16 protein-coding genes and 1 pseudogene are annotated in these 21,802 nt (G+C 66.8%); 12 read left to right on the top strand and 5 right to left on the bottom strand.

All coding sequences use genetic code 11. The features are described from left to right. Positions 1-23: 23 nt before the first annotated feature. Positions 24-926, bottom strand: coding sequence for a LysR family transcriptional regulator (locus AC1DQ3_RS16020; RefSeq protein WP_477121154.1), 903 nt, complete (start codon positions 924-926; stop codon positions 24-26). A gap of 192 nt (positions 927-1,118) precedes the next feature. Here AC1DQ3_RS16020 and AC1DQ3_RS16015 point away from each other — a divergent pair, with 192 nt between their 5' ends. Beyond that, complete coding sequence (locus AC1DQ3_RS16015; RefSeq protein WP_477121153.1) at positions 1,119-1,388, top strand: hypothetical protein; 270 nt, start codon at positions 1,119-1,121, stop codon at positions 1,386-1,388. Positions 1,389-1,717: 329 nt separating this feature from the next. Here the strand turns inward: AC1DQ3_RS16015 and AC1DQ3_RS16010 are convergent, their stop codons facing one another. The 3 genes from AC1DQ3_RS16010 to AC1DQ3_RS16000 form a co-directional block, all read right to left on the bottom strand. After that, positions 1,718-2,188, bottom strand: a complete 471-nt coding sequence (locus AC1DQ3_RS16010; RefSeq protein WP_477121152.1) for a hypothetical protein — start codon at positions 2,186-2,188, stop codon at positions 1,718-1,720. 165 nt (positions 2,189-2,353) lie between these two features. Then, positions 2,354-2,548, bottom strand: coding sequence for a YbdD/YjiX family protein (locus AC1DQ3_RS16005; RefSeq protein WP_477121151.1), 195 nt, complete (start codon positions 2,546-2,548; stop codon positions 2,354-2,356). A gap of 58 nt (positions 2,549-2,606) precedes the next feature. Continuing rightward, positions 2,607-4,679 carry a carbon starvation CstA family protein gene (locus AC1DQ3_RS16000; RefSeq protein ID WP_477121150.1) on the bottom strand — a complete coding sequence of 691 codons (2,073 nt, stop codon included), beginning with the start codon at positions 4,677-4,679 and terminating at the stop codon, positions 2,607-2,609. A gap of 382 nt (positions 4,680-5,061) precedes the next feature. On the opposite strand from AC1DQ3_RS16000, the gene AC1DQ3_RS15995 reads away from it, so the two are divergent. Genes AC1DQ3_RS15995 through AC1DQ3_RS15985 form a run of 3 tightly spaced genes read left to right on the top strand, consistent with a single transcriptional unit; the run spans position 5,062 to position 7,470 of the window. Further along, entirely contained in the window at positions 5,062-6,477 is a 1,416-nt protein-coding gene (locus tag AC1DQ3_RS15995) for a cache domain-containing protein (protein ID WP_477121149.1), read from the top strand. After that, a complete protein-coding gene (locus AC1DQ3_RS15990; RefSeq protein WP_477121148.1) occupies positions 6,474-7,133 on the top strand; it encodes a response regulator in 660 nt (219 codons plus the stop codon). Before AC1DQ3_RS15995 ends, AC1DQ3_RS15990 begins: the two co-directional genes overlap by 4 nt. A gap of 58 nt (positions 7,134-7,191) precedes the next feature. Next, a complete protein-coding gene (locus tag AC1DQ3_RS15985) occupies positions 7,192-7,470 on the top strand; it encodes a ribbon-helix-helix domain-containing protein (RefSeq protein ID WP_477121147.1) in 279 nt (92 codons plus the stop codon). Between the two features lie 166 nt (positions 7,471-7,636). Here the strand turns inward: AC1DQ3_RS15985 and AC1DQ3_RS15980 are convergent, their stop codons facing one another. Further along, positions 7,637-9,493: a phosphoenolpyruvate carboxykinase (GTP) gene (locus AC1DQ3_RS15980; RefSeq protein WP_477121146.1), complete on the bottom strand. Its 1,857-nt coding sequence runs from the start codon at positions 9,491-9,493 to the stop codon at positions 7,637-7,639. Between the two features lie 564 nt (positions 9,494-10,057). Here AC1DQ3_RS15980 and AC1DQ3_RS15975 point away from each other — a divergent pair. From AC1DQ3_RS15975 to AC1DQ3_RS15940, 8 genes and pseudogenes are all read left to right on the top strand, one after another. Next, positions 10,058-11,071 carry a D-2-hydroxyacid dehydrogenase family protein gene (locus AC1DQ3_RS15975; protein WP_477121145.1) on the top strand — a complete coding sequence of 338 codons (1,014 nt, stop codon included), beginning with the start codon at positions 10,058-10,060 and terminating at the stop codon, positions 11,069-11,071. A 138-nt stretch (positions 11,072-11,209) separates the two neighbouring features. Next, entirely contained in the window at positions 11,210-12,385 is a 1,176-nt protein-coding gene (locus AC1DQ3_RS15970; RefSeq protein WP_477121144.1) for an MFS transporter, read from the top strand. A 115-nt stretch (positions 12,386-12,500) separates the two neighbouring features. Then, on the top strand, positions 12,501-13,130 hold the full coding sequence (locus tag AC1DQ3_RS15965; protein WP_477121143.1) for an MOSC domain-containing protein: 630 nt from the start codon (positions 12,501-12,503) through the stop codon (positions 13,128-13,130). A gap of 202 nt (positions 13,131-13,332) precedes the next feature. After that, complete coding sequence (locus AC1DQ3_RS15960) at positions 13,333-14,568, top strand: efflux RND transporter periplasmic adaptor subunit (protein WP_477121142.1); 1,236 nt, start codon at positions 13,333-13,335, stop codon at positions 14,566-14,568. An 18-nt stretch (positions 14,569-14,586) separates the two neighbouring features. Further along, positions 14,587-17,784, top strand: coding sequence for an efflux RND transporter permease subunit (locus AC1DQ3_RS15955; protein WP_477121141.1), 3,198 nt, complete (start codon positions 14,587-14,589; stop codon positions 17,782-17,784). A 282-nt stretch (positions 17,785-18,066) separates the two neighbouring features. Then, the gene (locus AC1DQ3_RS15950; protein ID WP_477121140.1) at positions 18,067-20,343 is read left to right on the top strand and encodes a TonB-dependent hemoglobin/transferrin/lactoferrin family receptor; all 2,277 of its coding nucleotides are present in this window, start codon (positions 18,067-18,069) and stop codon (positions 20,341-20,343) included. Positions 20,344-20,704: 361 nt separating this feature from the next. Further along, positions 20,705-20,839, top strand: a pseudogene (locus AC1DQ3_RS15945) (DUF2149 domain-containing protein); the annotation flags it as partial. 55 nt (positions 20,840-20,894) lie between these two features. After that, complete coding sequence (locus AC1DQ3_RS15940) at positions 20,895-21,788, top strand: ChaN family lipoprotein (RefSeq protein WP_477121139.1); 894 nt, start codon at positions 20,895-20,897, stop codon at positions 21,786-21,788. The last annotated feature ends 14 nt before the right edge of the window (positions 21,789-21,802 follow it).

Raw genomic sequence — 21,802 nt, 5'->3', positions numbered from 1 at the left:
AAGCCGCCGGTTCCGCGCGTCCCTTACCCTTCCTGGGTGCGGATCTTGCCTTCTACCAGCAGGAAGTCGATGAAGGCGCGGACCTTGGTCGGCAGGAACTTGCGGCTGGGGTAGACCACGCTGACATCGCGCTTGGGCAACTGGTACTGCGTTAGGATATGCGTCAGCCGCCCGGCTTCGATATTGGGTCTCGCCAGGTAGGATGACAACATCGCCACGCCCATGTCGGCCAGCGCCGCCTGGTGCGCCAGTTCGGCATTGCTGCACAGCAGGCCCGGGCGGATCGGCACCGTCACCTCGCCCTCCGGGCCCGACAGCGTCCATTCATGCTCCGCGGTGGGCAGCCGCATGGCGATACAGCGGTGATTGGTCAACTCTTGCGCGTTGCGCAGCGGCGGGTGCTGGCGCAGGTAGCCGGGCGAGGCGCACAGGATGATCTCCGCCGCGATCAGCGGGCGCGCCACCAGGTGCGAGCCCAGCCCCAGGTCGGACAGCATCACGCCCACGTCGCGCCCTTCTTCCACGATATCGACGATGCGGTCCGATAACAGCACGTCGAACACCACATCCGGATATAGCGCCTGGAAACGGGCCAGCGTGGCCGGCAACAGGTGCAGGCCGAACATCACCGGTGCCACCAGCCGCAAGGTGCCCGAGAGCGACTGGCTGCGCGCCGTTACTACCGATTCGGCCTCCTCCACATCCTCCAGGATCTGCTGGCAACGCTGCAGATAGGTCTCACCGGCGTCGGTCAGCGACAGGCTGCGGGTGGTGCGATTGAGCAATCGCGTGCCCAGGTGGCTCTCCAGGTCGGCCACATAACGCGTCACTACCGCATTGGACATTTCCAATTGTTGCGCTGCACGAGCAAAGCTGCCCAGCTCGACCACTTTGGAAAAGACGCGCATCGATTGCAGCCGGTCCATGACATAGTCTCCAGTCTTGCCCGCGAACTTTTACGGGAAGTGGGTTGTTTGTTGCCAAAACTACAACTAATCATTGCCGGTGGCAATCTTTATTCATATCAGGGAAACACCTAGTATTGGGCCATCGGATGCCGCATTGCAGCGAAGGCTGCTGAGAAGACTAGGCGTCCTGCCTGTGGAAAGGATTCAGTCATGAAAAACCAACGTTACGCCCTGATCGCCGCTGCCGCCACGCTCGCCGCCGCCCTGACCGCCGCGCCCGCTTTCGCCAAGGCCGGCAAGTTTGACACCTTCACGGATGGCGCCCGCACCACCCAGACCTCGGTCTACAGCAACGGCGGCAAGGCCGGCAAGTTTGACACCTTCACCGACGGTGCCCGCACCGGCAAGTTCGACCCGTACACCGACGGCGCCAAGATTGGCAAGTTCGACGTATTCAGCGACGGCGCAGCTACCCTGTAAGCGTCGCCTGTCGTTGGAAATCGCCTCCTGGGGCGATTTCACCCCTTTCGGCTGATCTCCACAGGCCGGCGGGGAGGGAGCGAAAGCTCACTCTCCGTAGTTATCGGAGGACATGCCCGTACCGCGCCGGTACGGGCATGTTTGTTTTTGGGTGCTGCGTTCATCATACGGCCAGATGATGGCTCCGCCCATGGCTCTCCTTCCCTCCTGTCACCGGCCATGGCGGTTGCAGGCATAAAAAAACGGGCCGTAAGTGACCCGTTTGTCTTGCCGGCAATGCGCACCGGCCGCCCGCGCGCGGGAGCAACGCCCCCGTCACGTCCGGCAGTTCAGTCGTCGTGATCGTGATGGCCGTGGCCGTGCTTGCGCTTGTAGCCGCTGCGCTGGTAGTGATCGTCGCGATAACCGCGGGCGCGCTCGTCCGCATAAGAGTTGCTGCGCGAGACATTGCCGCCGAGCGCGGCGCCAGCGCCGCCGCCCACCGCCGCGCCAAGCAGGCCGCCCGTGCGGCCGCCCATGGCGTTGCCCGCTGCCGTACCTGCGCCGCCGCCCAGCGCGCCACCGATGATGGCGCCCGTGCGTTCGCGGCGGTTGGAGGTGACCGCGCCGCCTGCGCCGCCGCCCACCGCGCCACCGATCACGGCACCGGTGGAGCCGCCAAGCGCGCCGCCGACCGCCGCTCCGGCGACACCGCCGAGCGCGCCACCGAGGGCATTATTCATATCGCCCGCAAACACCGGCAGCGCGGATGCCGCCAGAGCGATGGCCAGGGTGAAACTGCGAACGGGGTGCCGAGACATGTTCTTCTTCCTTGGATTAGCGAAATATGGCGCAAGTGTAGAGAGGTAGCCGCGGACTTGCTGTAACCACGTGTAAGGCCCTGTAACCGCTGGGGAAACGTTGTGTAAACGCAAACGGGCCGCTTTGTGGCGGCCCGTTTGCAATGTCACGCGGAGATTACTGATTCAGCAGCATTTGCCTTGCCCGCCGCCGTAGCGCGCCTCCTGCCGCTCGCGGAAGAACGCCTCGTAGCTCATGGGTTTGCGCTCCGGGTGGGTGGACTCCATGTGGGCCACATAGGTCTGGTAGTCCGGCAAACCCACCATCAGGCGCAGGGACTGGCCCAGGTAGCGTCCCATGGTTCCAAGTTGCTCAAGCATGATGCACCTCCTGATCGCTGATGTCGGGTTTGCTCTTGCCGATGGCTGCGGCGCGAACTCAATGCTGCGCCGAGGCCGATGCGGGCATCGGCTCGAACGGCGTCTCGCTGTCGGTCGGGCGGTTCACCGAACGGGCCTTCATCGCCGTCTTGAAGCCGTAGAACACGATCGACAGCACCACGAACATGAACAGCGCGCACAGGCCGGCGTCCAGGTAGTCGTTGAAGACGATGCGGTGCATCTGCTCCATCGACTTGGCCGGGGCCAGCACCTTGCCCTGGGCAATGGCGTCGCTGAACCTGGCCGCGTGGGTCAGGAAGCTGACCTTGGGGTCGGCGTCGAATAGCTTCTGCCAGCCGGCGGTCAGCGTGCAGATCAGCAGCCAGATGGTGGGCACCAGGGTGACCCAGGCGTACCGGCCGCGCTTCATCTTCACCAGCACGCAGGTACCCAGCACCAGCGCCACCGCGGCCAGCATCTGGTTGGAGATGCCGAACAGCGGCCACAGCGTGTTGATGCCGCCCAGCGGGTCAACCACGCCCTGGTAGAGGAAGTAGCCCCAGAACGCCACGGTCAGCGCGGTGGCGATCAGGTTGGCCGGCAGCGAGTCGGTGCGGCGGAACGAGGGCACGAAGCTGCCCAGCAGGTCCTGCAGCATGAAGCGGCCGGCGCGGGTGCCAGCGTCCACCGCGGTCAGGATGAACAGCGCCTCGAACAGGATGGCGAAGTGGTACCAGAACGCCATCATGGCCTGGCCGCCCACCACTTGGTGCAGGATGTGGGCGATGCCCACGGCCAGCGTGGGCGCGCCGCCGGCGCGCGAGATGATGGAGTTTTCGCCGACGTCCCTGGCGGTCTGGATCAGTACGTCGGGGGTGATGACAAAGCCCCAGCCCGAAACTACCTGCGCCACGGATTCCGGCGAGGTGCCGATCACGGCCGCCGGGCTGTTCATGGCGAAGTACACGCCCGGCTCGATCACCGAGGCGGCCACCAGCGCCATGATGGCGACGAAGGACTCAGCCAGCATCGCGCCGTAGCCGATGAAGCGCATGTGCGCTTCGCTTTCCAGCAGCTTGGGCGTGGTGCCCGAGGCGATCAGCGCGTGGAAGCCCGAGACCGCGCCGCAGGCGATGGTGATAAAGAGGAAGGGGAACAGGTTGCCCGACCACACCGGCCCGCCGCCCTTGGCGAACTGCGTGAACGCCGGCATCTTCAGCTCCGGCGCCACGATCAGGATGCCGATGGCCAGCGCGATGATGGTGCCGATTTTCAGGAAAGTGGACAGATAGTCGCGCGGGGCCAGCAGCAGCCACACCGGCAGCACGGCGGCGATAAAGCCGTAGATGATCAGCATCCACGTGAGCGCCTTGCCGTCGTAGGTAAACAGCGGCGCCAGCACGGCGCTTTCATGCACATGCTGGCCGCCGATGATGGCGAGCATCAGCAGCACGAAGCCGATCACCGACACCTCACCGATGCGGCCCGGGCGGATGTAGCGCGTGTAGATACCCATGAAGATCGCGATCGGAATCGTCACCCCCACCGTGAAGGTGCCCCAGGGCGAGTCCGCCAGCGCCTTCACCACGATCAGCGCCAGCACCGCGAGGATGATGATCATGATCATGAAGCAGCCGAACAGCGCGATCATGCCCGGTATCGTGCCCATCTCGGACTTGATCAGGTCGCCCAGGGAGCGGCCGTCGCGGCGCGTGGAGATGAACAGCACCATGAAGTCCTGCACCGCGCCGGCAAACACCACGCCCGCCAGGATCCACAGCATGCCGGGCAAATAGCCCATCTGCGCGGCCAGCACCGGACCCACCAGCGGGCCCGCGCCCGCAATGGCGGCAAAGTGGTGCCCGAACAGCACCGCCTTGTTGGTCGGAACGTAGTCCAGCCCGTCGTTGTGGCGCCAGGCAGGCGTCATGCGGCCGGGATCGAGTTGCATCACCTTTTCGGCGATGAACTTGCTGTAGTAGCGGTAGGCGATCAGATAGATACAGATCGCGGCGACCACGATCCACAAGGCACTGACGGCTTCGCCGCGCGACAGTGCAACGGTGGCAAAGGCGAAGGCGCCAAGGATGGCGACGGCCAGCCACACCAGGTGTTGCCCGATGCGATTCATGATGAGGGTCTCCTCAGACTATTTATTGGAGGCCGGCGGCAGCAGGGCCGGCATGCGAGTGGGACACGCGGTTGATGTCCCGGATGGCGGCGGGCGAAGAAGTCGGGTGGCACCCCGCCAGGCTTCGTCGGCGCCCTGTGTGTCTCGCAAATTCCGGTTCCGTCGTCGCAGGCGGGCGATGCGGCCAGCAAAGTCGCTGGGCGCACCCACTGCGCAGGACGCATGCAAACCGCGGCCGAAGCCAGCGCTCGCGCGTCTGGCGTGTAGTATTGACACCCGTCCCTGGCGGCACAAGCGCGGAACTACGCAGCAATGCTGCGTGTTACTACGTAGATCGACGCTCGCATGCCGCTTGCGAGGCGTCCGTGTTTACCCCGTATCGATGAAACTTCGTCAGAAGATCCTGTTGCTGGCCGTCGCGCCGCTCGCCGTCGCCATGCTCGGCATCGCCCTGGCCGTGCGTTACCAGGCCACCCAACTGGCGCACCATGAGCGCTTGCTGGTCGAGGCGGCCTACTTGCAGAGCAAGGAAACCGAGCTGCGCCACTACGTAGAACTGGCGCAAAGCGTGATCGCGCCGATGGTGCAGTCCGGTGGCAAGGACGGCACCACCCGCGATGCCGCCATGCAGGCGCTGGCTCGCCTCGACTACGGCCCCGATGGCTATTTCTTCCTCTACGACCTGCAGGGCCGCAATCTGATGCATCCGCGCCAGCCCGAACTGGTGGGGCAGGATCTGTGGAGCATGCGCGACCCACAGGGCGCCCTCACCATCCAGAAGCTGATCGCCGCGGCCCGGGCGGGCGGCGGGTCGGTGCGCTACCTGTGGAAGAAGCCGTCTTCGCAGCAACTGGCCCCCAAGCTTGGCTATGTGGTCGCGATACCGGAGTGGAATTGGATGCTCGGCACCGGCATCTACCTCGACGACGTCGAACGCACGCTGCGCCAGCTCGATGCGCGGGCCGAGACCGATATCCGCGAAACCATGGCGTGGATCGGCGTGATTGCCGCGATCAGCATCCTGCTGGTCGCCGCCAGCGGGCTGGCCCTCAATGTCAGCGAGCACCGCGAGGCCGACGCCAAGCTGCGGCAACTGGCCCAGCGCGTGGTGCAGTCGCAGGAAGAGGAGCGCGCGCGCCTGTCGCGCGAGCTGCATGACGGCATCAGCCAGTTGCTGGTGTCGGTCAAGCTGCTGCTGGAGACCGCCACCAACCGCCTGTGCATGGCGCCGGCCGAAGGCGCCTCGGTGGCGCCGGTGCTTGGCACGGCGCTGGTCCGCCTGGACACCGTGTTCAACGAAGTGCGGCGGGTGGCGCGCAACCTGCGCCCCGCCCTGCTGGACGATCTCGGCCTGTTCGCCGCGCTCGAGTATCTCGCCCGGGAGATGCAGGAAGGCAGTGGTCTGCAGATCAAGGTATCGCGCATCGGCAAGCCGCGCGAACTGGCCGACGAGCAGGCCACCGCCCTGTTCCGCATCGCGCAGGAGGCGCTGACCAATGTGGAACGGCATGCGCACGCACGCCATGTCACGCTGGTGCTGGCGTTCGATGCCGACACCACCCGGCTGACGGTGCAGGATGACGGCGCCGGCTTCGACGTGGCGCGCATGCAGCACGATCCCGAGCGCGGCATCGGCCTGCGCAACCTGCGCGAACGCGTCGGTGCGCTGGGCGGCGAGTTCGATATCGCCTCCGGGCCGGGCACGACCCGGCTGAGCGCCGCGCTGCCGGCCGTGCCCGCCAAACCCCGGCAGGGACCCCAGGACCTAACTGGACGCTCTGGAAATACCGGCTCATGACCCAAGCTCCCGCCCGCGTCCTGCTGATCGACGACCACGCGCTGGTGCGCGACGGCATGCGCCTGCGCCTGGGCCTGCAGCCTGAACTCACGGTGGTGGGCGAAGCCGACGACGGCGAGGCCGCGCTGGCCTGGCTGGCGCAAGCCAGCCGCGAGCGCATGCCGGACCTGGTGATCACCGATATCGGCATGCGCGGCATGGGCGGCATCGCACTGGCGGCTGCCCTGCACGAAGACTATCCCGAACTGGCCGTGCTGATCGTATCGATGCACGACAACCTCGAATACGTGCGCCAGGCCATCCGCGCCGGCGCGCGCGGCTATGTGCTCAAGGATGCGCCCGCCGACGAGTTGATGGCTGCCATTGCCGCCGTGCTGGCCGGCCGCGTCTTCTACAGCGCCCGCATTGCCCGCCGCATGGCCGAGCAGACGCCTGCCGCGGGACCGCTCGATGCCCTCACTCCGCGCGAGCGCGATATTCTCAACTGCATCGGACGGGGACAGGCCAACAAGGACATCGCCGCCGCGCTGGGCGTGTCGGTGCGCACCATCGAGACGCACCGGCTCAACCTGCGGCGCAAGTTAGGCATCGGAGGCCGCGCCGAACTGGTGAAGTACGCGGTGGAACATACCGGCGCGGAGAGCGGACCGGGCTGAGGCTGGACACGCGAAAGGGCAGGAGAGCAGGATTGAATCCTACTGATTGGAGGTTGCCATGCGAACCACTCAACAACTAAGCGTCACGCTTCCCACCGAGATGGCCCAGGCCGTGAAGGAAAAGGTGCGAACTGGCGAGTACGCCAGCGAGAGCGAGGTCATTCGTGATGGCCTGCGTGCGCTCCTGGCGCGTGATCGAGCCGTAGAGAGTTGGCTGCGCGAGCAGGTCATCCCGGCCTATGACGCGCTCAAGGCGGATCCGTCTCGTGCTGTTACGGCTGACCAGATCCGCGCCCGCCTGGCGGCCAAACATGCCGAGAAGACGAAGGCACGATGAGGATCTATCCACTCGTCTTCATGTAGGTTAAAACCCCTCGCCGGAACAAAAAAAATGCGGTGCCAGCCGACATGGCTGGCACCGCAATTTTCAACACTTTTTGTTAACGGCCAGACCCCGTCTCCGGGGTGGGCTTTCTTCTTCGGTAACCGGCGTTGCCTGCTACTCAGGCAGACAGGCGCTTGGCCAGCGCAGCCTTGGCATCCACCAGGGCTTGCGGCAGGTTGTGCTTGAGCTGCGTGAACAGTTCCTCATGCAGTGCCAGTTCCTGTTGCCAGGCGGCATGGTCGATCGAGGTGACCTGGTCGAACTGCTGCCGGGTGAAATCCAGGCCTTCCCAGTTCAGGTCCTCGTAGCGCGGCGAGGTGCCGAACACGTGGTCGGTGCCCTGGCCATGGCCTTCGACGCGGTCGATCATCCACGACAGCACGCGCATGTTCTCGCCGAAGCCCGGCCACACGAAGTTGCCGTCCGCGTCCTTGCGGAACCAGTTGACGCAGTAGATGCCCGGCAGCTTGGCGCCGCTGGCTTCGAGCTTCTTGCCCAGCGCCAGCCAGTGGCCGAAGTAGTCGCTCATGTTGTAGCCGCAGAACGGCAGCATGGCGAACGGGTCGCGGCGCACCACGCCTTGCCGGCCGGCCGCGGCGGCGGTGGTTTCCGAGCCCATGGTGGCGGCCATGTAGACACCTTCTGTCCAGTTGCGGGCCTCGGTCACCAGCGGCACGGTGGTGGAGCGGCGGCCGCCGAAGATGAAGGCGTCGATGGCGACGCCGGCGGGGTTGTCCCAGTTTTCGTCGATCGACGGGCACTGCACGGCCGGCGCGGTAAAGCGGGCGTTCGGGTGCGCGGCCTTGGCGCCGGTTTCCCTGGCGATGGCCGGGGTCCAGTCCTTGCCCTGCCAGTCGATCAGGTGAGCCGGGGCTTCCTTGCTCATGCCTTCCCACCACACGTCGCCGTCGTCGGTCAGCGCCACATTGGTGAAGATGACGTTTTCCTTGAGCGTAGCCATCGCGTTGAAGTTGGTCTTCTCGCTGGTGCCCGGGGCCACGCCGAAATAGCCGGCTTCCGGGTTGATGGCGTACAGGCGGCCGTCCTGGCCCGGCTTGATCCAGGCGATGTCGTCGCCGATGGTGGTGACCTTCCAGCCTTCGAAGCCCTTGGGCGGGATCAGCATGGCGAAGTTGGTCTTGCCGCAGGCCGACGGGAAGGCGGCGGCCACGTGGTATTTCCTGCCCTCGGGCGAGGTCACGCCCAGGATCAGCATGTGCTCGGCCAGCCAGCCTTCATCGCGGCCCATGGTGGACGCGATACGCAGTGCGAAGCACTTCTTGCCCAGCAGCGCGTTGCCGCCGTAGCCCGAGCCGTAGGACCAGATCTCGCGGGCTTCCGGGAAATGCACAATGTACTTGGTGGGGTTGCACGGCCACGCCACGTCTTTCTCGCCGGCAGCCAGTGGCTTGCCCACGGTGTGCACGCACGGCACGAACGCGCCGTCGGTGCCCAGCACGTCGAACACCGCGCGGCCCATGCGCGTCATGATGCGCATATTGACGGCAACGTACGGCGAATCCGACAGTTCCACGCCGATATGGGCGATCGGCGAACCCAGCGGGCCCATCGAGAACGGCACCACATACAGGGTGCGGCCACGCATGCAGCCGTCGAACAGGCCGGCCAGCGTCTGGCGCATTTCAGCCGGGGCGGTCCAGTTGTTGGTGGCGCCGGCGTCTTCCTTCTTCTGTGAGCAGATGAAGGTGCGGTCTTCGACACGTGCCACGTCGGACGGGTCGGACAGCGCCAGGAACGCGTTCTTGCGCTTGGCCGGGTTGAGGCGCTTCAGGGTGCCGGCGGCGACCATCTGCTCGCACAGGCGGTCGTACTCCTCCTGCGAACCGTCGCACCAGTAGATATTGTCGGGTTTGGCGAGGGCCGCGAACTCGGCGACCCAGGCGACCAGTTTCTGGTGCTTGACCCAGGCTGGTACGTTGAGTGCGGGCGTGCCCTGCATGGTGGGGTGGTTCATACTGCAACTCCAAAGCGTAGAAAGAATTCTTGCCAAGCCTGGCCCGGATTGCMGCTGCGGGAGACGAGCGGTGGGCCCCATAGCAGAGCAGACCGCGGCGGCGCGCCGCTGGTTCCGCGCTGTGCCGGCGGGGCGGCTCAAGCCAGGATCGTCACATCCCGTTACAACTCCACTGCGACCCCGACTGCGCAAAAGGTCGCGGCTGGCCCCGTGGCTGCGCTACAGTTGCGCTTCGCCTGTGACGGGGCCGGGCAGGCTTTGTCCGATGCGATCCGGATGGGAGCAAGGCTCGACCGACAATCCGGGCCGCAATCGGAGCCGGCAAGGATACCACTGTAGAACGCAACTGTTTTTTGCTCTGCAGCAATGTTCGTGCGCGATTCAGTCGTTGCCGCTTGGTTCCGTTTCCCTGTCTGGCGATGCACTTCCTGTGCCATGCCGGATTGTTCTCGCTCTTGCGCCGCACCGCTGCGGTGTCGCGCGACAAGTAGTAAAACTATATCGTTGATGCGTGCGCTGTTCTGTGGGTGGGCGCACCTTTCGAATGCCAAACCAGAGTTTCCGATGAAGATTGCCGTACTCGACGATTATCAGGATGCCGTGCGCAAGCTGTCCTGCTTCAGCCTGCTCGAGGGCCATGACGTCAAGGTGTTCAACAACACCGTCAAAGGCGTGGGCCAGCTGGCCGCGCGCCTTTCGGACGTGGAGGCCGTGGTGCTGATCCGCGAACGTTCGCGCGTCACCCGCCAACTGCTGGAAAAGCTCCCCAAGCTCAAGATCATCAGCCAGACCGGCCGCGTTGGCGGGCATGTGGATGTCGAGGCCTGTACCGAGCGCGGCGTGGCGGTGCTCGAAGGTGCGGGCTCGCCGGTGGCCCCGGCCGAACTTACCTGGGCCCTGATCATGGCGGCCCAGCGCCGCATTCCGCAGTACGTGGCCAGCCTCAAGCATGGCGCCTGGCAGCAGTCCGGGCTCAAGTCCACCACCATGCCGGCCAACTTCGGCCTGGGCCAGGTGCTGCGTGGACAGACCCTCGGCATCTGGGGCTACGGCAAGATCGGCAAGCTGCTGGCGGGCTACGGCCGCGCCTTCGGCATGAATGTGCTGGTATGGGGGCGCGAGAATTCGCACAAAAGCGCCCGCGAGGACGGCCTGGCAGTGGCGGAGTCGCAGGAACAATTGTTCGCCGACAGCGATGTGCTGTCGCTGCATCTGCGCCTCAACGACGAGACGCGCGGCCTGGTCAAGCTGGCTGACTTCTCCCGCATGAAGCCGACCGCGCTGTTCGTCAACACCAGCCGCGCGGAACTGGTCGAGGAAAACGCCCTGCTGGCCGCGCTCAACCGCGGCCGCCCCGGCATGGCGGCGGTCGACGTGTTCGAGTCCGAACCCATCCTGCAGGGCCATGCCCTGCTGCGTATGGAAAACTGCATCTGCACGCCGCACCTGGGCTATGTCGAGCGCGAAAGCTACGAGGCGTACTTCCGCATCGCCTTCCAGAACATCCTGGATGTGCTGGCCGGCAAGCACGACAGCATCGCCAACCCCAAGGCGCTGACGCCCGCGCTGTCGCGCTAGTCCAAGGCGGCGGCCCCCTTCCCGGCGTGCCACGCTCAACGCGAACGAAACAAAACCGCTACACTCGGCAGAATCCGCGCGGCCCCTGGCCGCGTTTTTTGTCCTTCCACCATCACTCTCCCACCTGCCCCGGCCGCCATGGATCCCAGGCTCTTGATGCTGTGCCTTGGCAATTTTGTCATCGGTACCGGCGCGATGATCGTCACCGGCATGCTCAACGACATTGCCGGCGACTTCCAGCTTGGTGCCGGTACCGCCGGCCAGCTGATTTCCGTGTTCGCCCTGGCCACCTGCGTGGGCGCGCCGCTGTTCGCCACGCTCGGCTCGCGTATCGACCGCCGTCTGCTGCTGGCGGGCTCGCTGCTGGTCTACGCCGTGATGCATCTGGCGGCAGCCTTTGCACCGGGCTTCGCCAGCCTGGTGGCGATCCGCTTCCTCACCGCGATCGGGGCTGCCATCTACACCCCGCAAGCCGCTGCGACCCTGCCGCTGCTGGTCAATGCGCAGGCGCGCGGGCGCGCCATCAGCTTTGTGTTCCTGGGATGGAGCGTGGCCAGCGTGGTCGGCGTGCCGCTGGGTACGTGGATCGCCAGCACACTGGGATGGCGCTTCAGCATGGGGCTGGTGGGCTTGCTGGCGCTGGGCGCGGCGGTGGGCGTGTGGCGGGCGCTGCCGCCGCGCCTGTACGTCGAACCGGTGGGGCGGGCGGCCTGGGGCGCGGTGCTGCGCCATACGCCGATGGTGCTGGTGGTGGCCACCACCATGATCCAGTCGGCCGGCATGTTCACGCTGTTTACCTATATCGCGCCGTTGCTGCGCGACGTGCATGGCATCAGCGGCGGCATGCTCAGCCTGATGTTCCTGGCCTACGGCGCCTGCGGCGTCAGCGGCAATGTGCTGGCGGCTTCGCGCATGGACCGGGTCACGCCCGCGCGCATCGTGCTGTTCGCCATGCTGACCTCATTGACGGCCATGCTGCTGTGGCCGCTGGCGGCGCTGGGGCCGGTGGCGCTGGTGCTGATCTTCATGCTGTGGGGCGTTGGCGGCTTTGCCACCAACAGCGCGCAGCAGGCGCGGCTGGTGGCGCTGGCGCCGGAGCGCGCCTCGGTATCGATCTCGCTGAATTCGTCGTCCATCTACCTTGGCCAAGCCCTGGGGGCCATGGGCGGCGCGGCGATCTACGCCACCGCCGGCGCCGATGCCCTGCACTGGGGCGCGGCGGCGCTGATGCTGCTGGCGGTGATGGTCTCACGGCGCGCGAGCGCACTGGGCTGCCGCTGGAGCCGCCGCGAAGCGGCGCAGCCGCAGACCTGAGCCAGCCGGGCCGCCGCCGTCTGGCCGTGCGGCGCCGCACACGCGGCCTCCGCCTGGCGCCGCCATCCCCGGACTCATCGCGTTAAGATGGGGTGACAACGACCGGGGAGACGTTATGAGCACAGCCAGCGGCATCCGCCTGCTCGCCATCAGCGTCGGCACGGCCTTGCCGCTCCTTGTTGCAGCGGCGGGGACCGAGGCGGTCGTGATGTCGGGCATCCGCAAGCACCCGCTCAGCACCCTGCTGCATCCGCTCAAGGTAGCGGTACACCCGCTCGGCCTGACGGGCGACGAACAGGCCGACCTGAGCGTGCACGGCGGCCTGGACAAGGCGATCTATGCCTACCCCGCCGAGCATTACGCCTGGTGGAACGAGCGCCGCCGCGAAGCGCACCTGCCCGACGCCGCCAGGCCGCTCGCCTACGGTGCCATGGGCGAGAACCTGACGCTGGAAGGCGTGCTGGAGAGCGACTTGTGGGTGGGCGACCGCCTGCGCATCGGCGACGTGTTGCTGGAAGTGGAGTCGCCGCGCCGGCCCTGCTACAAGTTCAATGCCGTGATGGGCTACCGGCATGCGGTCCGGCACATGGTGCAGAGCGGGTATTCCGGCGTCTACCTCAGTGTCGTGACGCCGGGCGAACTCCGCGCCGGCGCCGAGGTGCGCCTTGAGCCGGGGCCGCGCGGCATGTCGATAGAAAGCATCAATGCCCACCTGCGCAATAGCCGCCAGCACCAGCTTTTCTGATAATGTTTGGCTCTCGATACAAGCAGGCCCCCGCCGCTGTAATAGTTTGTAATGGCAGGGGTGGCACGGGCACTAGCGGCCGATGCCTCTGATCCTGTACTAGTAGCAGTTTTTGCCGCGGCGTGGCACCGGACCCCAGAAGCCGGGCCGCCGGGGAGCGGGCGCATTCGTGCGCGCATTCGCACAGTCAAAGAGTCCACACATGAAAACAAACGGGATCGACCAGGCCAAGAGCTTTGTCGACGGCAAGTGGAGTCCGGCCACGGGAACCGGGAAGGGACGTGCTTCACCCTGGATGGCCGGCGCGGTCCTGATCGCGCTGGCCGTGGGCGGCTGGTTCGGCTGGCGTGCCTGGATGGCGCCCAAGCCGGCGGCAAAGGCGGCGCCCGTGGTGGTGGTCAGCACCGCCATGGTGCAGCAGGGCGATGTCCCGCTGCGGGTCACGGCCAACGGCACGGTGAGCGCGCTCGCCACGGTGGAGATCCGCCCGCAAGTGTCGAGCACGGTGCGTACCGTCCATATCAAGGAAGGCCAGACCGTCAAGCCAGGCGAGCTGCTCTTCACGCTGGACACCCGCATGGACGAGGCCAACCTCGCCAAGGCGCAAGCCCAGTTGCTGCGCGACCAGGCCGACCTGCACGACGCGCGCCGCACGCTGGCGCGCAGCCAGGAGTTGCTGGAGCGCAACTTCATCTCCAAGAGCGCGGTGGACACCGCCCAGGCCAGGTACGACGGCTTCGAGGCCACCATCCGCGCCGATCAGGCCGCCATCGAGGCCAGCCGCGTCGCGGTCAGCTACGGCGCCATCCGCGCCACCATCGGCGGCCGCACCGGCGTGATCAATATGTTCCCTGGCTCGCTGGTGACGCCCGCCAGCACCCTGCCGATGGTCACCATTGCCCAGGTGCAGCCGATCGCGGTGACGTTCACCCTGCCCGAGCGGCAACTGGCGGCGCTGCGCGAGGCACTGCGCGCCGGCCCGGTGGCGGTGACTGCCCTGCCCAACGACGGCAGCAAGACCCCGGTGACCGGCAAGATCAGCTTTGTCGACAACACGGTGGACCCGCAGTACGGCAGCATCCGCGTCAAGGCGCAGTTCGACAATGGGGAGCAGCGCCTGTGGCCGGGCACCTATGCCAACGTGGACGCGGTGGTGCAGACCCTGAAGGGCGCGCTGTCGGTGCCGCCGCAGGCGGTGGTGACCGGGCCCGAGGGACGTTTCGTCTACGTCGTGCAGCCAGACAACCGCGTCAAGCCGATGCCGGTGACCGTGCAGGTCTCGACCGCCAGCGCTGCCGTGATCGAAGGCGTGCCGCCGGGCACGCGCGTGGTGGTGGAAGGCGCGCAGAACCTGCGTGCCGGTGGCCTGGTGCGCGAAGCCTCGTCCGCTGCCAAGGCAGCCGCCGCCAGCGCCGTTGCCGCCGATGGCAAGCATTGAACCCAGGGCACCAAGACCATGACCTTGTCCGAGCTCTGTATTCGCCGTCCGGTGATGACGATCCTGCTGTGCCTGGCAGTGATCGTCACCGGCATCGCGCTCTATCCCACCATCCCGATTGCCGCGCTGCCGTCGTTCAATTCGCCGGTGATCCAGGTCACCGCCACGCTGCCCGGGGCCAGCCCCGAGACCATGGCGGCCTCGGTGGCGACCCAGCTGGAAAAGCAGTTCGCCACCATCCCGGGCGTGTCGGTGATCAGTTCGTCGAACACGCTCGGCAACGCCAGCATCACCCTCGAGTTCAACAGCGACCGCGACATCGACGCAGCGGCCGTGGACGTGCAGTCGGCGCTGTTCCGCGCGCAGCGCGCGCTGCCGATCGAAATGACGGTGCCGCCGTCGTACCGCAAGGTGAACCCGGCCGATGCGCCGGTGCTGCTGCTGGCGATCAACTCGCCGGCCATGAGCCTGGCCGAGCTCAACGCCTTCGGCGACAACCTGATCTCGCCCAGCCTGGCCACGCTGCCCGGCGTCGCGCAGGTGCAGGTGTTCGGCCAGAAGCGCTTTGCAGTGCGCGTGCGCGCCCACCCGGACGCCCTCGCCGCACGCGGCCTCACGCTGGACGAGCTGGCCACCGCGCTGAACCGCGCCAACGCCAACACGCCGGTGGGCACGCTCGACGGCGCGCGCCAGACGCTGACCATCCAGGCCAACCGCCAGCTCGCCAGCGCCGATGCCTTCCGCAACATCATCGTGGCCAGCCAGCCCAGCGGCGCGCTGGTGCGGCTGTCCGACGTGGCGGATGTGGAGGACAGCGTCGAGACCATCAAGACGGGCAGCTGGCTCAATAACGAGCGTTCCATCGTGCTGGCCGTGCTGCGCCAGCCCGACGCCAACACGGTGGCGGTGGTGGATGCCATCAGGAACGCCCTGCCCCGCCTGATCCAGCAGATGCCGGATTCGGTCAATGTGGCGGTGGTCAACGACCGCTCGCGATCGATCCGCGAATCCATCCACGACGTGCAGTTCACACTGGCGCTCACCGTCGGGCTGGTGGTGATGGTGATCTTCCTGTTCCTGCGCCGCGCCGCCGCCACGCTGATTCCGACCGTATCGCTGCCGATCTCGCTGATCGGCACGGTGGCGCTGATGAAGGCCTTCGGCTACAGCCTGGACAACGTCTCGTTGCTGGCCATCACGCTCGCCGTGGGGCTGGTGGTGGACGATGCCATCGTGATGCTGGAAAACATCGTGCGCCACATCGAGGACGGCGTGCCGCCGCTCAAGGCCGCGCTGGTCGGGTCGCGCGAGATGGGCTTCACCATCCTGTCGATCTCGATCTCGCTGGTGGCGGTGTTCATCCCCATCTTCTTCATGCCGGGCGTGATCGGCCTGCTGTTCCACGAGTTCGCCGCGGTGGTGTCGCTGTCGATCCTGGTCTCGGCGCTGGTGTCGCTGACGCTGATTCCGATGCTGTGCGCGCGCTTCCTGTCGGTCGAGAACGTGCCGATCGACGAATCGCAGCACGCCTATGGCGATCACGCCGGCGCGAGCCATGCGCCGGCGATCAGGCAGAAGCAGACCATCGGCCTGCGTTCCACGCAGTGGTTCGAGGACCTGTTCGAGTTCACGCTGCACCGCTACGCGCGCGGGCTGGACTGGTGCCTGGCGCACCGCAAATCGGTGCTGGCGGTGGCCGGCCTGACCTTCGTGCTGACGGCCGTGCTGTTCGCGGCCATCCCCAAGGGCTTCTTCCCGGAAGAAGACATCGGCCAGATCCAGGTCAACGTCGAAGGCCCGCAGGATATCTCCTTCGACGCCATGGCCGACCGCCTGCGCGACGCGGCGCAGCGCATGCGCCAGAACCCCGCGGTGAAGAGCATCGTGGCGTCGATCGGCGGCGGGTCTTCCCCCGCCATTAACACCGGCCGCATGTTCGTCGAGCTCAAGCCGCTGGGCGAGCGGCCCGGGATGGCCAAGGTGGTGGAGTCGCTGCGCAAGGACGTCTCCGGCATCGCCGGCCTGGCGGTCTACTTCTCGCCGGTGCAGAACCTGCGTCTCGGCGGGCGCCAGAGCAAGAGCCGCTACCAGTACACGCTGCAGAGCGTGAAGGCCGGGCAGTTGCAGGAGTATTCGGACAAGCTGATGGTCAGGATGCGCGCCGATCCGCTGTTCCGCGACGTCACCAGCGATTCGCAGCAGTCCGGCCTGGAAGCGCAGCTCTCCATCGACCGCGACAAGGCGAATGCGCTCGGCGTGCAGATCCAGGACGTGCGCCAGGCGCTCTATTCCGCCTTCGGCGAGCGCCAGGTCTCCACCATCTACACGCCGATCGACAACTACTACGTGATCCTGCAGGCGGCCGATATCGACCGCGCCGACGAGACCGCCTTCTCCAAGATCTACGTGCGCAGCAAGACCGGGCAGATGGTGCCGATCTCGGCCTTCGCCACCACCGAGCGCCGGGTCGGCCCGATCGCCGTGAACCACCAGGGCCAGCTGCCTTCGGTGACGGTGTCGTTCAACCTCGCGCCGGGCGCGGCGCTGGGCGATGCCTCCTCCAGGATCGATGCCTTCCGGCAGGACCTCGTCATGCCCACCTCGATCTTCACCAGCTGGGGCGGTGATGCGGCGGTGTTCCAGTCGTCGCAGGCCACGCAGGTGCTGCTGCTGGTGGCGGCCATCGCGGTGATCTACACGCTGCTGGGCGTGCTGTACGAGAGCTATATCCACCCGCTGACCATCCTGGCGGGTTTGCCCTCGGCGGCCGTTGGCGCGCTGCTCACGCTGTTCCTCTTCAACGTGGAGCTGTCGCTGATCGCCACCATCGGCGTGCTGATGCTGATCGGCATTGTCAAGAAGAACGCCATCATGATGATCGACTTCGCGCTGGCGGCGCAGCGCGAGCAGGGCATGGCGCCCGCGCGCGCGATCCGGCAGGCCTGCCTGCTGCGATTCCGGCCGATCATGATGACCACCCTGGCGGCCATCATGGGCGCGCTGCCGCTGGCACTGGGCCTGGGTGCCGGCGCCGAGCTGCGCCAGCCGCTCGGCCTGGCGGTGGTGGGCGGCCTGCTGTTCTCGCAGGTGATCACGCTCTTCATCACGCCGGTCATCTATCTTGCGCTGGACCGCTTCTCGGGCACCGGCCCGCTGCTGATCGATGCCGAGGGCAATCGCCTGCCGGCGCTGGTGGGTGGAGAGACGGCGCACTGAGTGGTGGATGCCGGCAGTCTGCGATGCCTCGGGGGCGGCCGGATCTCGGCACCGCCCTCTTGCATGTTTGCGTTGCGGCTTCGCGACGAACCGGCCGGCGGGACATGCTTGCGCACCCAGGCATGCGACGCATGCTTTACAAATCCCCCTTCAACTAGTAATAATTCCCATTCTCATTAAGGCGTTGCYGGACCTGCCGAGCCGCGCCTGATCACGCCAGCCAGCCGCCCAATTCTTTGGTTTCCGCCAGCCAGCATTTCGTTTTCTTCTGGGGGAAGATCCATGAAACGCCGCTGTCTGGCGCGCTTGCGCGCCTCCGTAAGAGTCTCGCCCATCGCCATCTGCACCACCCTCGGCGGCCCGGTCCTGGCTGCCGAGCCGGCTGTCGATCCGGCCCGCCCGCTGGGCGAGGTCGTGGTCACCGCCACCCGCACCAAGGAGCGCGCCGATGCCGTCGCCTCCACCATCACCGCCATCGAGGCCAGCCGCATCGAGCGCGCCCAGCCGGCCGACGAGACCGGCCTGTTTGCCGACGAACCCGATATCGACGTGCCGCGCGACCGGCGCCGCTTTGGCGCCGGCAGCATCAATATCCGTGGCATCGAGGGCAACCGCGTGCTGCTGATGGTCGACGGCGTGCGCCTGCCCGACTACTACAACGGCGGCGGTCCCTCCAACCTGTCCAGCGCCACCCGCGACGCGCCCGAGTACTCGTTTCTCAAGCGGGTCGAGGTGCTGCGCGGGCCGGCCTCCAGCCTGTATGGCTCGGATGCCATCGGCGGCGTGGTCTCGTACGTCACCAAGGACCCCCAGGACCTGATGCGCGGGCGCGCGGCGGGCGGCGAGGCGGGCCTGTCGTGGAACGGCATCGACCGCGGCTTTGGCCAGGCCGCCGGCGTGGCGGGCGGCAACGAGACCATCAGGGGCCTGTTCATGTACGCGCACCGCAAGGGGCACGAGATCGAAAGCATGGGCGGCGACGCTTCCACCTCCACCAGCCGCACCAAAGCCAATCCGCAGAACAGCGAGACCAACGCCTGGCTCGGCAAGATCGTGCTCGATCCTGCCGCCGGCCACCGCTTCAGGCTGACCTACGAGCACCGCAACAACGATACCTTCACCGATATCCTGCGCCTGTCCACCGCGCTGCCGCGCGTGACCGCCGCCAGCGGCACCGAGGACCTGTCGCGCAACCGCGTCAGCCTGGACTACGAGTGGAAGCCGGCCGGTCATCTGATCGACCGCCTCGGCGCCACCGTCTTCTACCAGGAGAGCGAGTCCAATACCGAGACCAAGCAGGTGCGCAGCAACACCAGCGCGGGTTGCTCGGGCACCACGCGCGGCAGCAGCCTGTGCGACGTGAACCTGCTGTTCGGTTTCCGCCAGCAGCAGACCGGCTTCAACCTGCAGGCCGACAAATCGTTCAACACGGGCATCGTGGGCCACCGGCTGATCACCGGCGTGGATTTCCTGCGCACCCGGACCAGCGAGATGCGCGACGGCACCACCTATAACCGCACCACCGGCGTGGTGTCGAAATCGCTGGCCGGCGACAACTTCCCGATCCACGATTTCCCCAAGGGCGAGACCCGCCAGACCGGCATCTTCGTGCAGGATGAACTGCAGTTCGCCGGCGGCCGCTTCACGCTCACGCCCGGCCTGCGCTTGGACCACTACGCGCTTGGGCCGGACGACGACAAGCTCTATAACAGCGTCGCCGCCAAGCCCGCCATCAGCAAGAGCGACTGGGCGGTCTCGCCCAAGCTGTCCGCGCTGTGGCAAGCCACTGACCGCGTCAACCTGTGGGCCCAGTACATGTTCGGCTACCGCGCGCCCAACTACCAGGAGGTCAACGGCAGCTTCCGCAACACCATCCAGGGCTACGGCGCCGCGCCCAATGGCGAGCTGAATCCGGAAAAGAGCCGCTCCTTCGAGATCGGCGCGCGCTACACCGACGAGCGCGTGCAGGCCAGCGTCGCGGTATTCGACAACCGCTACAAGGATTTCATCGAACAGGTGTCGCTGAACTGCCCGACCGATCCCGCCTGTCTGGCCGGCCTGCGTGCCACCTACCAATACCGCAACCAGAGCAGTGTGCGTATCTATGGCGCCGAGTGGCGCGGCAGTTATCGCTTCCTGCCGCAATGGCGCGTGGACAGCGCGGTGGCCTACGCGCATGGCAACAACGAGCAGACCGGCCAGCCGCTCAACAGCGTCTCGCCGCTGCGCGCCAGCGCCGCGCTGACGTGGGAGCGCGGCAGCAGCAGCCAGGGCCAGGGCGCGAGCCTGCGCTGGCGCGGCGCGCGCCCGGTGACACGCACCGACGACACTGCCTTCACCTACTTCAAGCCGGGCGGCTACGGCGTGGTCGATCTGCAGGGCTGGTGGCGCTTCAACCGCTACGCCAGCCTGGTGCTGTCGGTGAATAACGTGTTCGACAAGAAGTACTGGCTGTGGGGCGACGTACGCCAGGGCGGCGTGGCCGCCAGCGAGCCGGGCCTGGATTTCTATACGCAGCCAGGACGTACCTTTGCCGCCAGCGTAAAGCTGTCGTTCTGACCGGAGGCGATGCGAACCGGCATGTCCCCACAAAACAAGACAACGCTGCGGTGGATCCGCGTGCTGTGCCTGTTGTAGCTTGCCTTGCTGACGCTTGGCATGCAGCAGGCCCGGGCCGCGCCGACGATTGCGGTGCTGACCACCTCGCCGGTGCCGGCCGGCAAGTTCGAGCCGCTGCGGGCGATGGCGCGCGCGCACGGCATGACGCTGGATGCGCGCTATCTCGAACGCATGAGCGCGCAGGACGTGGCGCCCTTTATCGACGGTGCGGGACTGCTGATCCTCGACGCGCCGCGCGACCACATCGTCACCGAGATGCTGGCGAAGCTGGGGCCGCAATGGACCGGCGCAGATCGTCTCCAGGCAGGGCGAGAAGGTCGTGCGCTACCAGGCGAGCGGGCAGGTCGGCAGCGGGGACGGCAGCAAGGCCGGCGTTGCCTATCGGCTCAAGGACGGCTCGATGGTCTATGTGCCGGAAGTTGCAACTGGGCAATAATGGGCAGGTCCGCGGCATTACGGCGGACCACAGACCAAGAACCGCAGGAACCAGGATGACCACCGCCATGCAGACCCGCCCACGCCTTGCCATTGCCCGCGCCGCTGGCGTGGTACTCGCCGTCGCTATTCTTGCCGTGCTCGCCGGTTGCGCGGGCACGCCGCCGGCCGCCGTGGCGGGTGACGTCGCGCACCAGTTCACCGGCAAGACCTACGTGTTGCTGGGTGAGGTCCATGACAATGCCGATGGCCAGAAGCGGCGCCTGCTTGCCCTGTCCAGCGCGCTCGAAGCGGGCTGGCGCCCGGCCATCGCGATGGAGCAGTTCGACCGCGAGCGGCAGGCCGATATCGATCGCGCCCGCCGCGAGCGTCCCGGCGATGCGGCGTATGTCGTCGCGCAGGCGGGCGGCAAGGGCTGGCAGTGGGAGCTTTACACGCCGGTAGTGGCGCTGGCCTTGCGCTATGACCTGCCGCTGGTGGCGGCCAACCTGTCAAGCGAGGACGCAAGCCGGATCGCACGCGGCGGCCTCGGCGATGTATTCGATGCGGCAGAGCGCAGGCGCCTTGGCCTTGCCGCGCCGCTGCCCGAAGACGTGGCGACGGAGCAGGCTGCGGCGCTCGATCGCGGCCATTGCGGTAATTTCCCCAAGGCCATGCTGCCCGGCATGCTCAATGCGCAAGCCGCACGCGACGCGGTGATGGCGGCGGCGATGCGCTCCTACGAGGATCGCGGCGTGGTGCTGATCGCCGGCAACGGGCACGTGCGGCGCGATGTCGGCGCGCCGCGCTGGCTTGGCGCGGATCCCGGTGTGATCTACAGCGTTGGCTATCTGGAGCAGGCCAGCGGCCATGAGATCGGCGCCTACGATCGCGTGGTGCTGGTACCCGCGCGCAAGCGCGCCGATCCCTGCGCGGGCGCCAGGCCGGCGGCGCCGGCCGCGCCGGCCTGAGTCCGCCAGCGCGG

The organism is Cupriavidus sp. 01T418, from assembly GCF_056398885.1.
This window is presented reverse-complemented; position numbering and strand designations above follow the sequence as displayed.

Bases quoted from the DNA above. Each gene is read 5' to 3' on its own strand.
- AC1DQ3_RS15995 (WP_477121149.1), top strand. From the start codon at position 5,062: ATGAAACTTCGTCAGAAGATCCTGTTGCTGGCCGTCGCGCCGCTCGCC.
- AC1DQ3_RS15965 (WP_477121143.1), top strand. From the start codon at position 12,501: ATGAGCACAGCCAGCGGCATCCGCCTGCTCGCCATCAGCGTCGGCACG.
- AC1DQ3_RS16000 (WP_477121150.1), bottom strand. From the start codon at position 4,679: ATGAATCGCATCGGGCAACACCTGGTGTGGCTGGCCGTCGCCATCCTT.
- AC1DQ3_RS15970 (WP_477121144.1), top strand. From the start codon at position 11,210: ATGGATCCCAGGCTCTTGATGCTGTGCCTTGGCAATTTTGTCATCGGT.
- AC1DQ3_RS15940 (WP_477121139.1), top strand. From the start codon at position 20,895: ATGACCACCGCCATGCAGACCCGCCCACGCCTTGCCATTGCCCGCGCC.
- AC1DQ3_RS15950 (WP_477121140.1), top strand. From the start codon at position 18,067: ATGAAACGCCGCTGTCTGGCGCGCTTGCGCGCCTCCGTAAGAGTCTCG.
- AC1DQ3_RS15960 (WP_477121142.1), top strand. From the start codon at position 13,333: ATGAAAACAAACGGGATCGACCAGGCCAAGAGCTTTGTCGACGGCAAG.
- AC1DQ3_RS15985 (WP_477121147.1), top strand. From the start codon at position 7,192: ATGCGAACCACTCAACAACTAAGCGTCACGCTTCCCACCGAGATGGCC.
- AC1DQ3_RS16020 (WP_477121154.1), bottom strand. From the start codon at position 926: ATGGACCGGCTGCAATCGATGCGCGTCTTTTCCAAAGTGGTCGAGCTG.
- AC1DQ3_RS15990 (WP_477121148.1), top strand. From the start codon at position 6,474: ATGACCCAAGCTCCCGCCCGCGTCCTGCTGATCGACGACCACGCGCTG.
- AC1DQ3_RS15955 (WP_477121141.1), top strand. From the start codon at position 14,587: ATGACCTTGTCCGAGCTCTGTATTCGCCGTCCGGTGATGACGATCCTG.
- AC1DQ3_RS16005 (WP_477121151.1), bottom strand. From the start codon at position 2,548: ATGCTTGAGCAACTTGGAACCATGGGACGCTACCTGGGCCAGTCCCTG.
- AC1DQ3_RS15980 (WP_477121146.1), bottom strand. From the start codon at position 9,493: ATGAACCACCCCACCATGCAGGGCACGCCCGCACTCAACGTACCAGCC.
- AC1DQ3_RS15975 (WP_477121145.1), top strand. From the start codon at position 10,058: ATGAAGATTGCCGTACTCGACGATTATCAGGATGCCGTGCGCAAGCTG.
- AC1DQ3_RS16015 (WP_477121153.1), top strand. From the start codon at position 1,119: ATGAAAAACCAACGTTACGCCCTGATCGCCGCTGCCGCCACGCTCGCC.
- AC1DQ3_RS16010 (WP_477121152.1), bottom strand. From the start codon at position 2,188: ATGTCTCGGCACCCCGTTCGCAGTTTCACCCTGGCCATCGCTCTGGCG.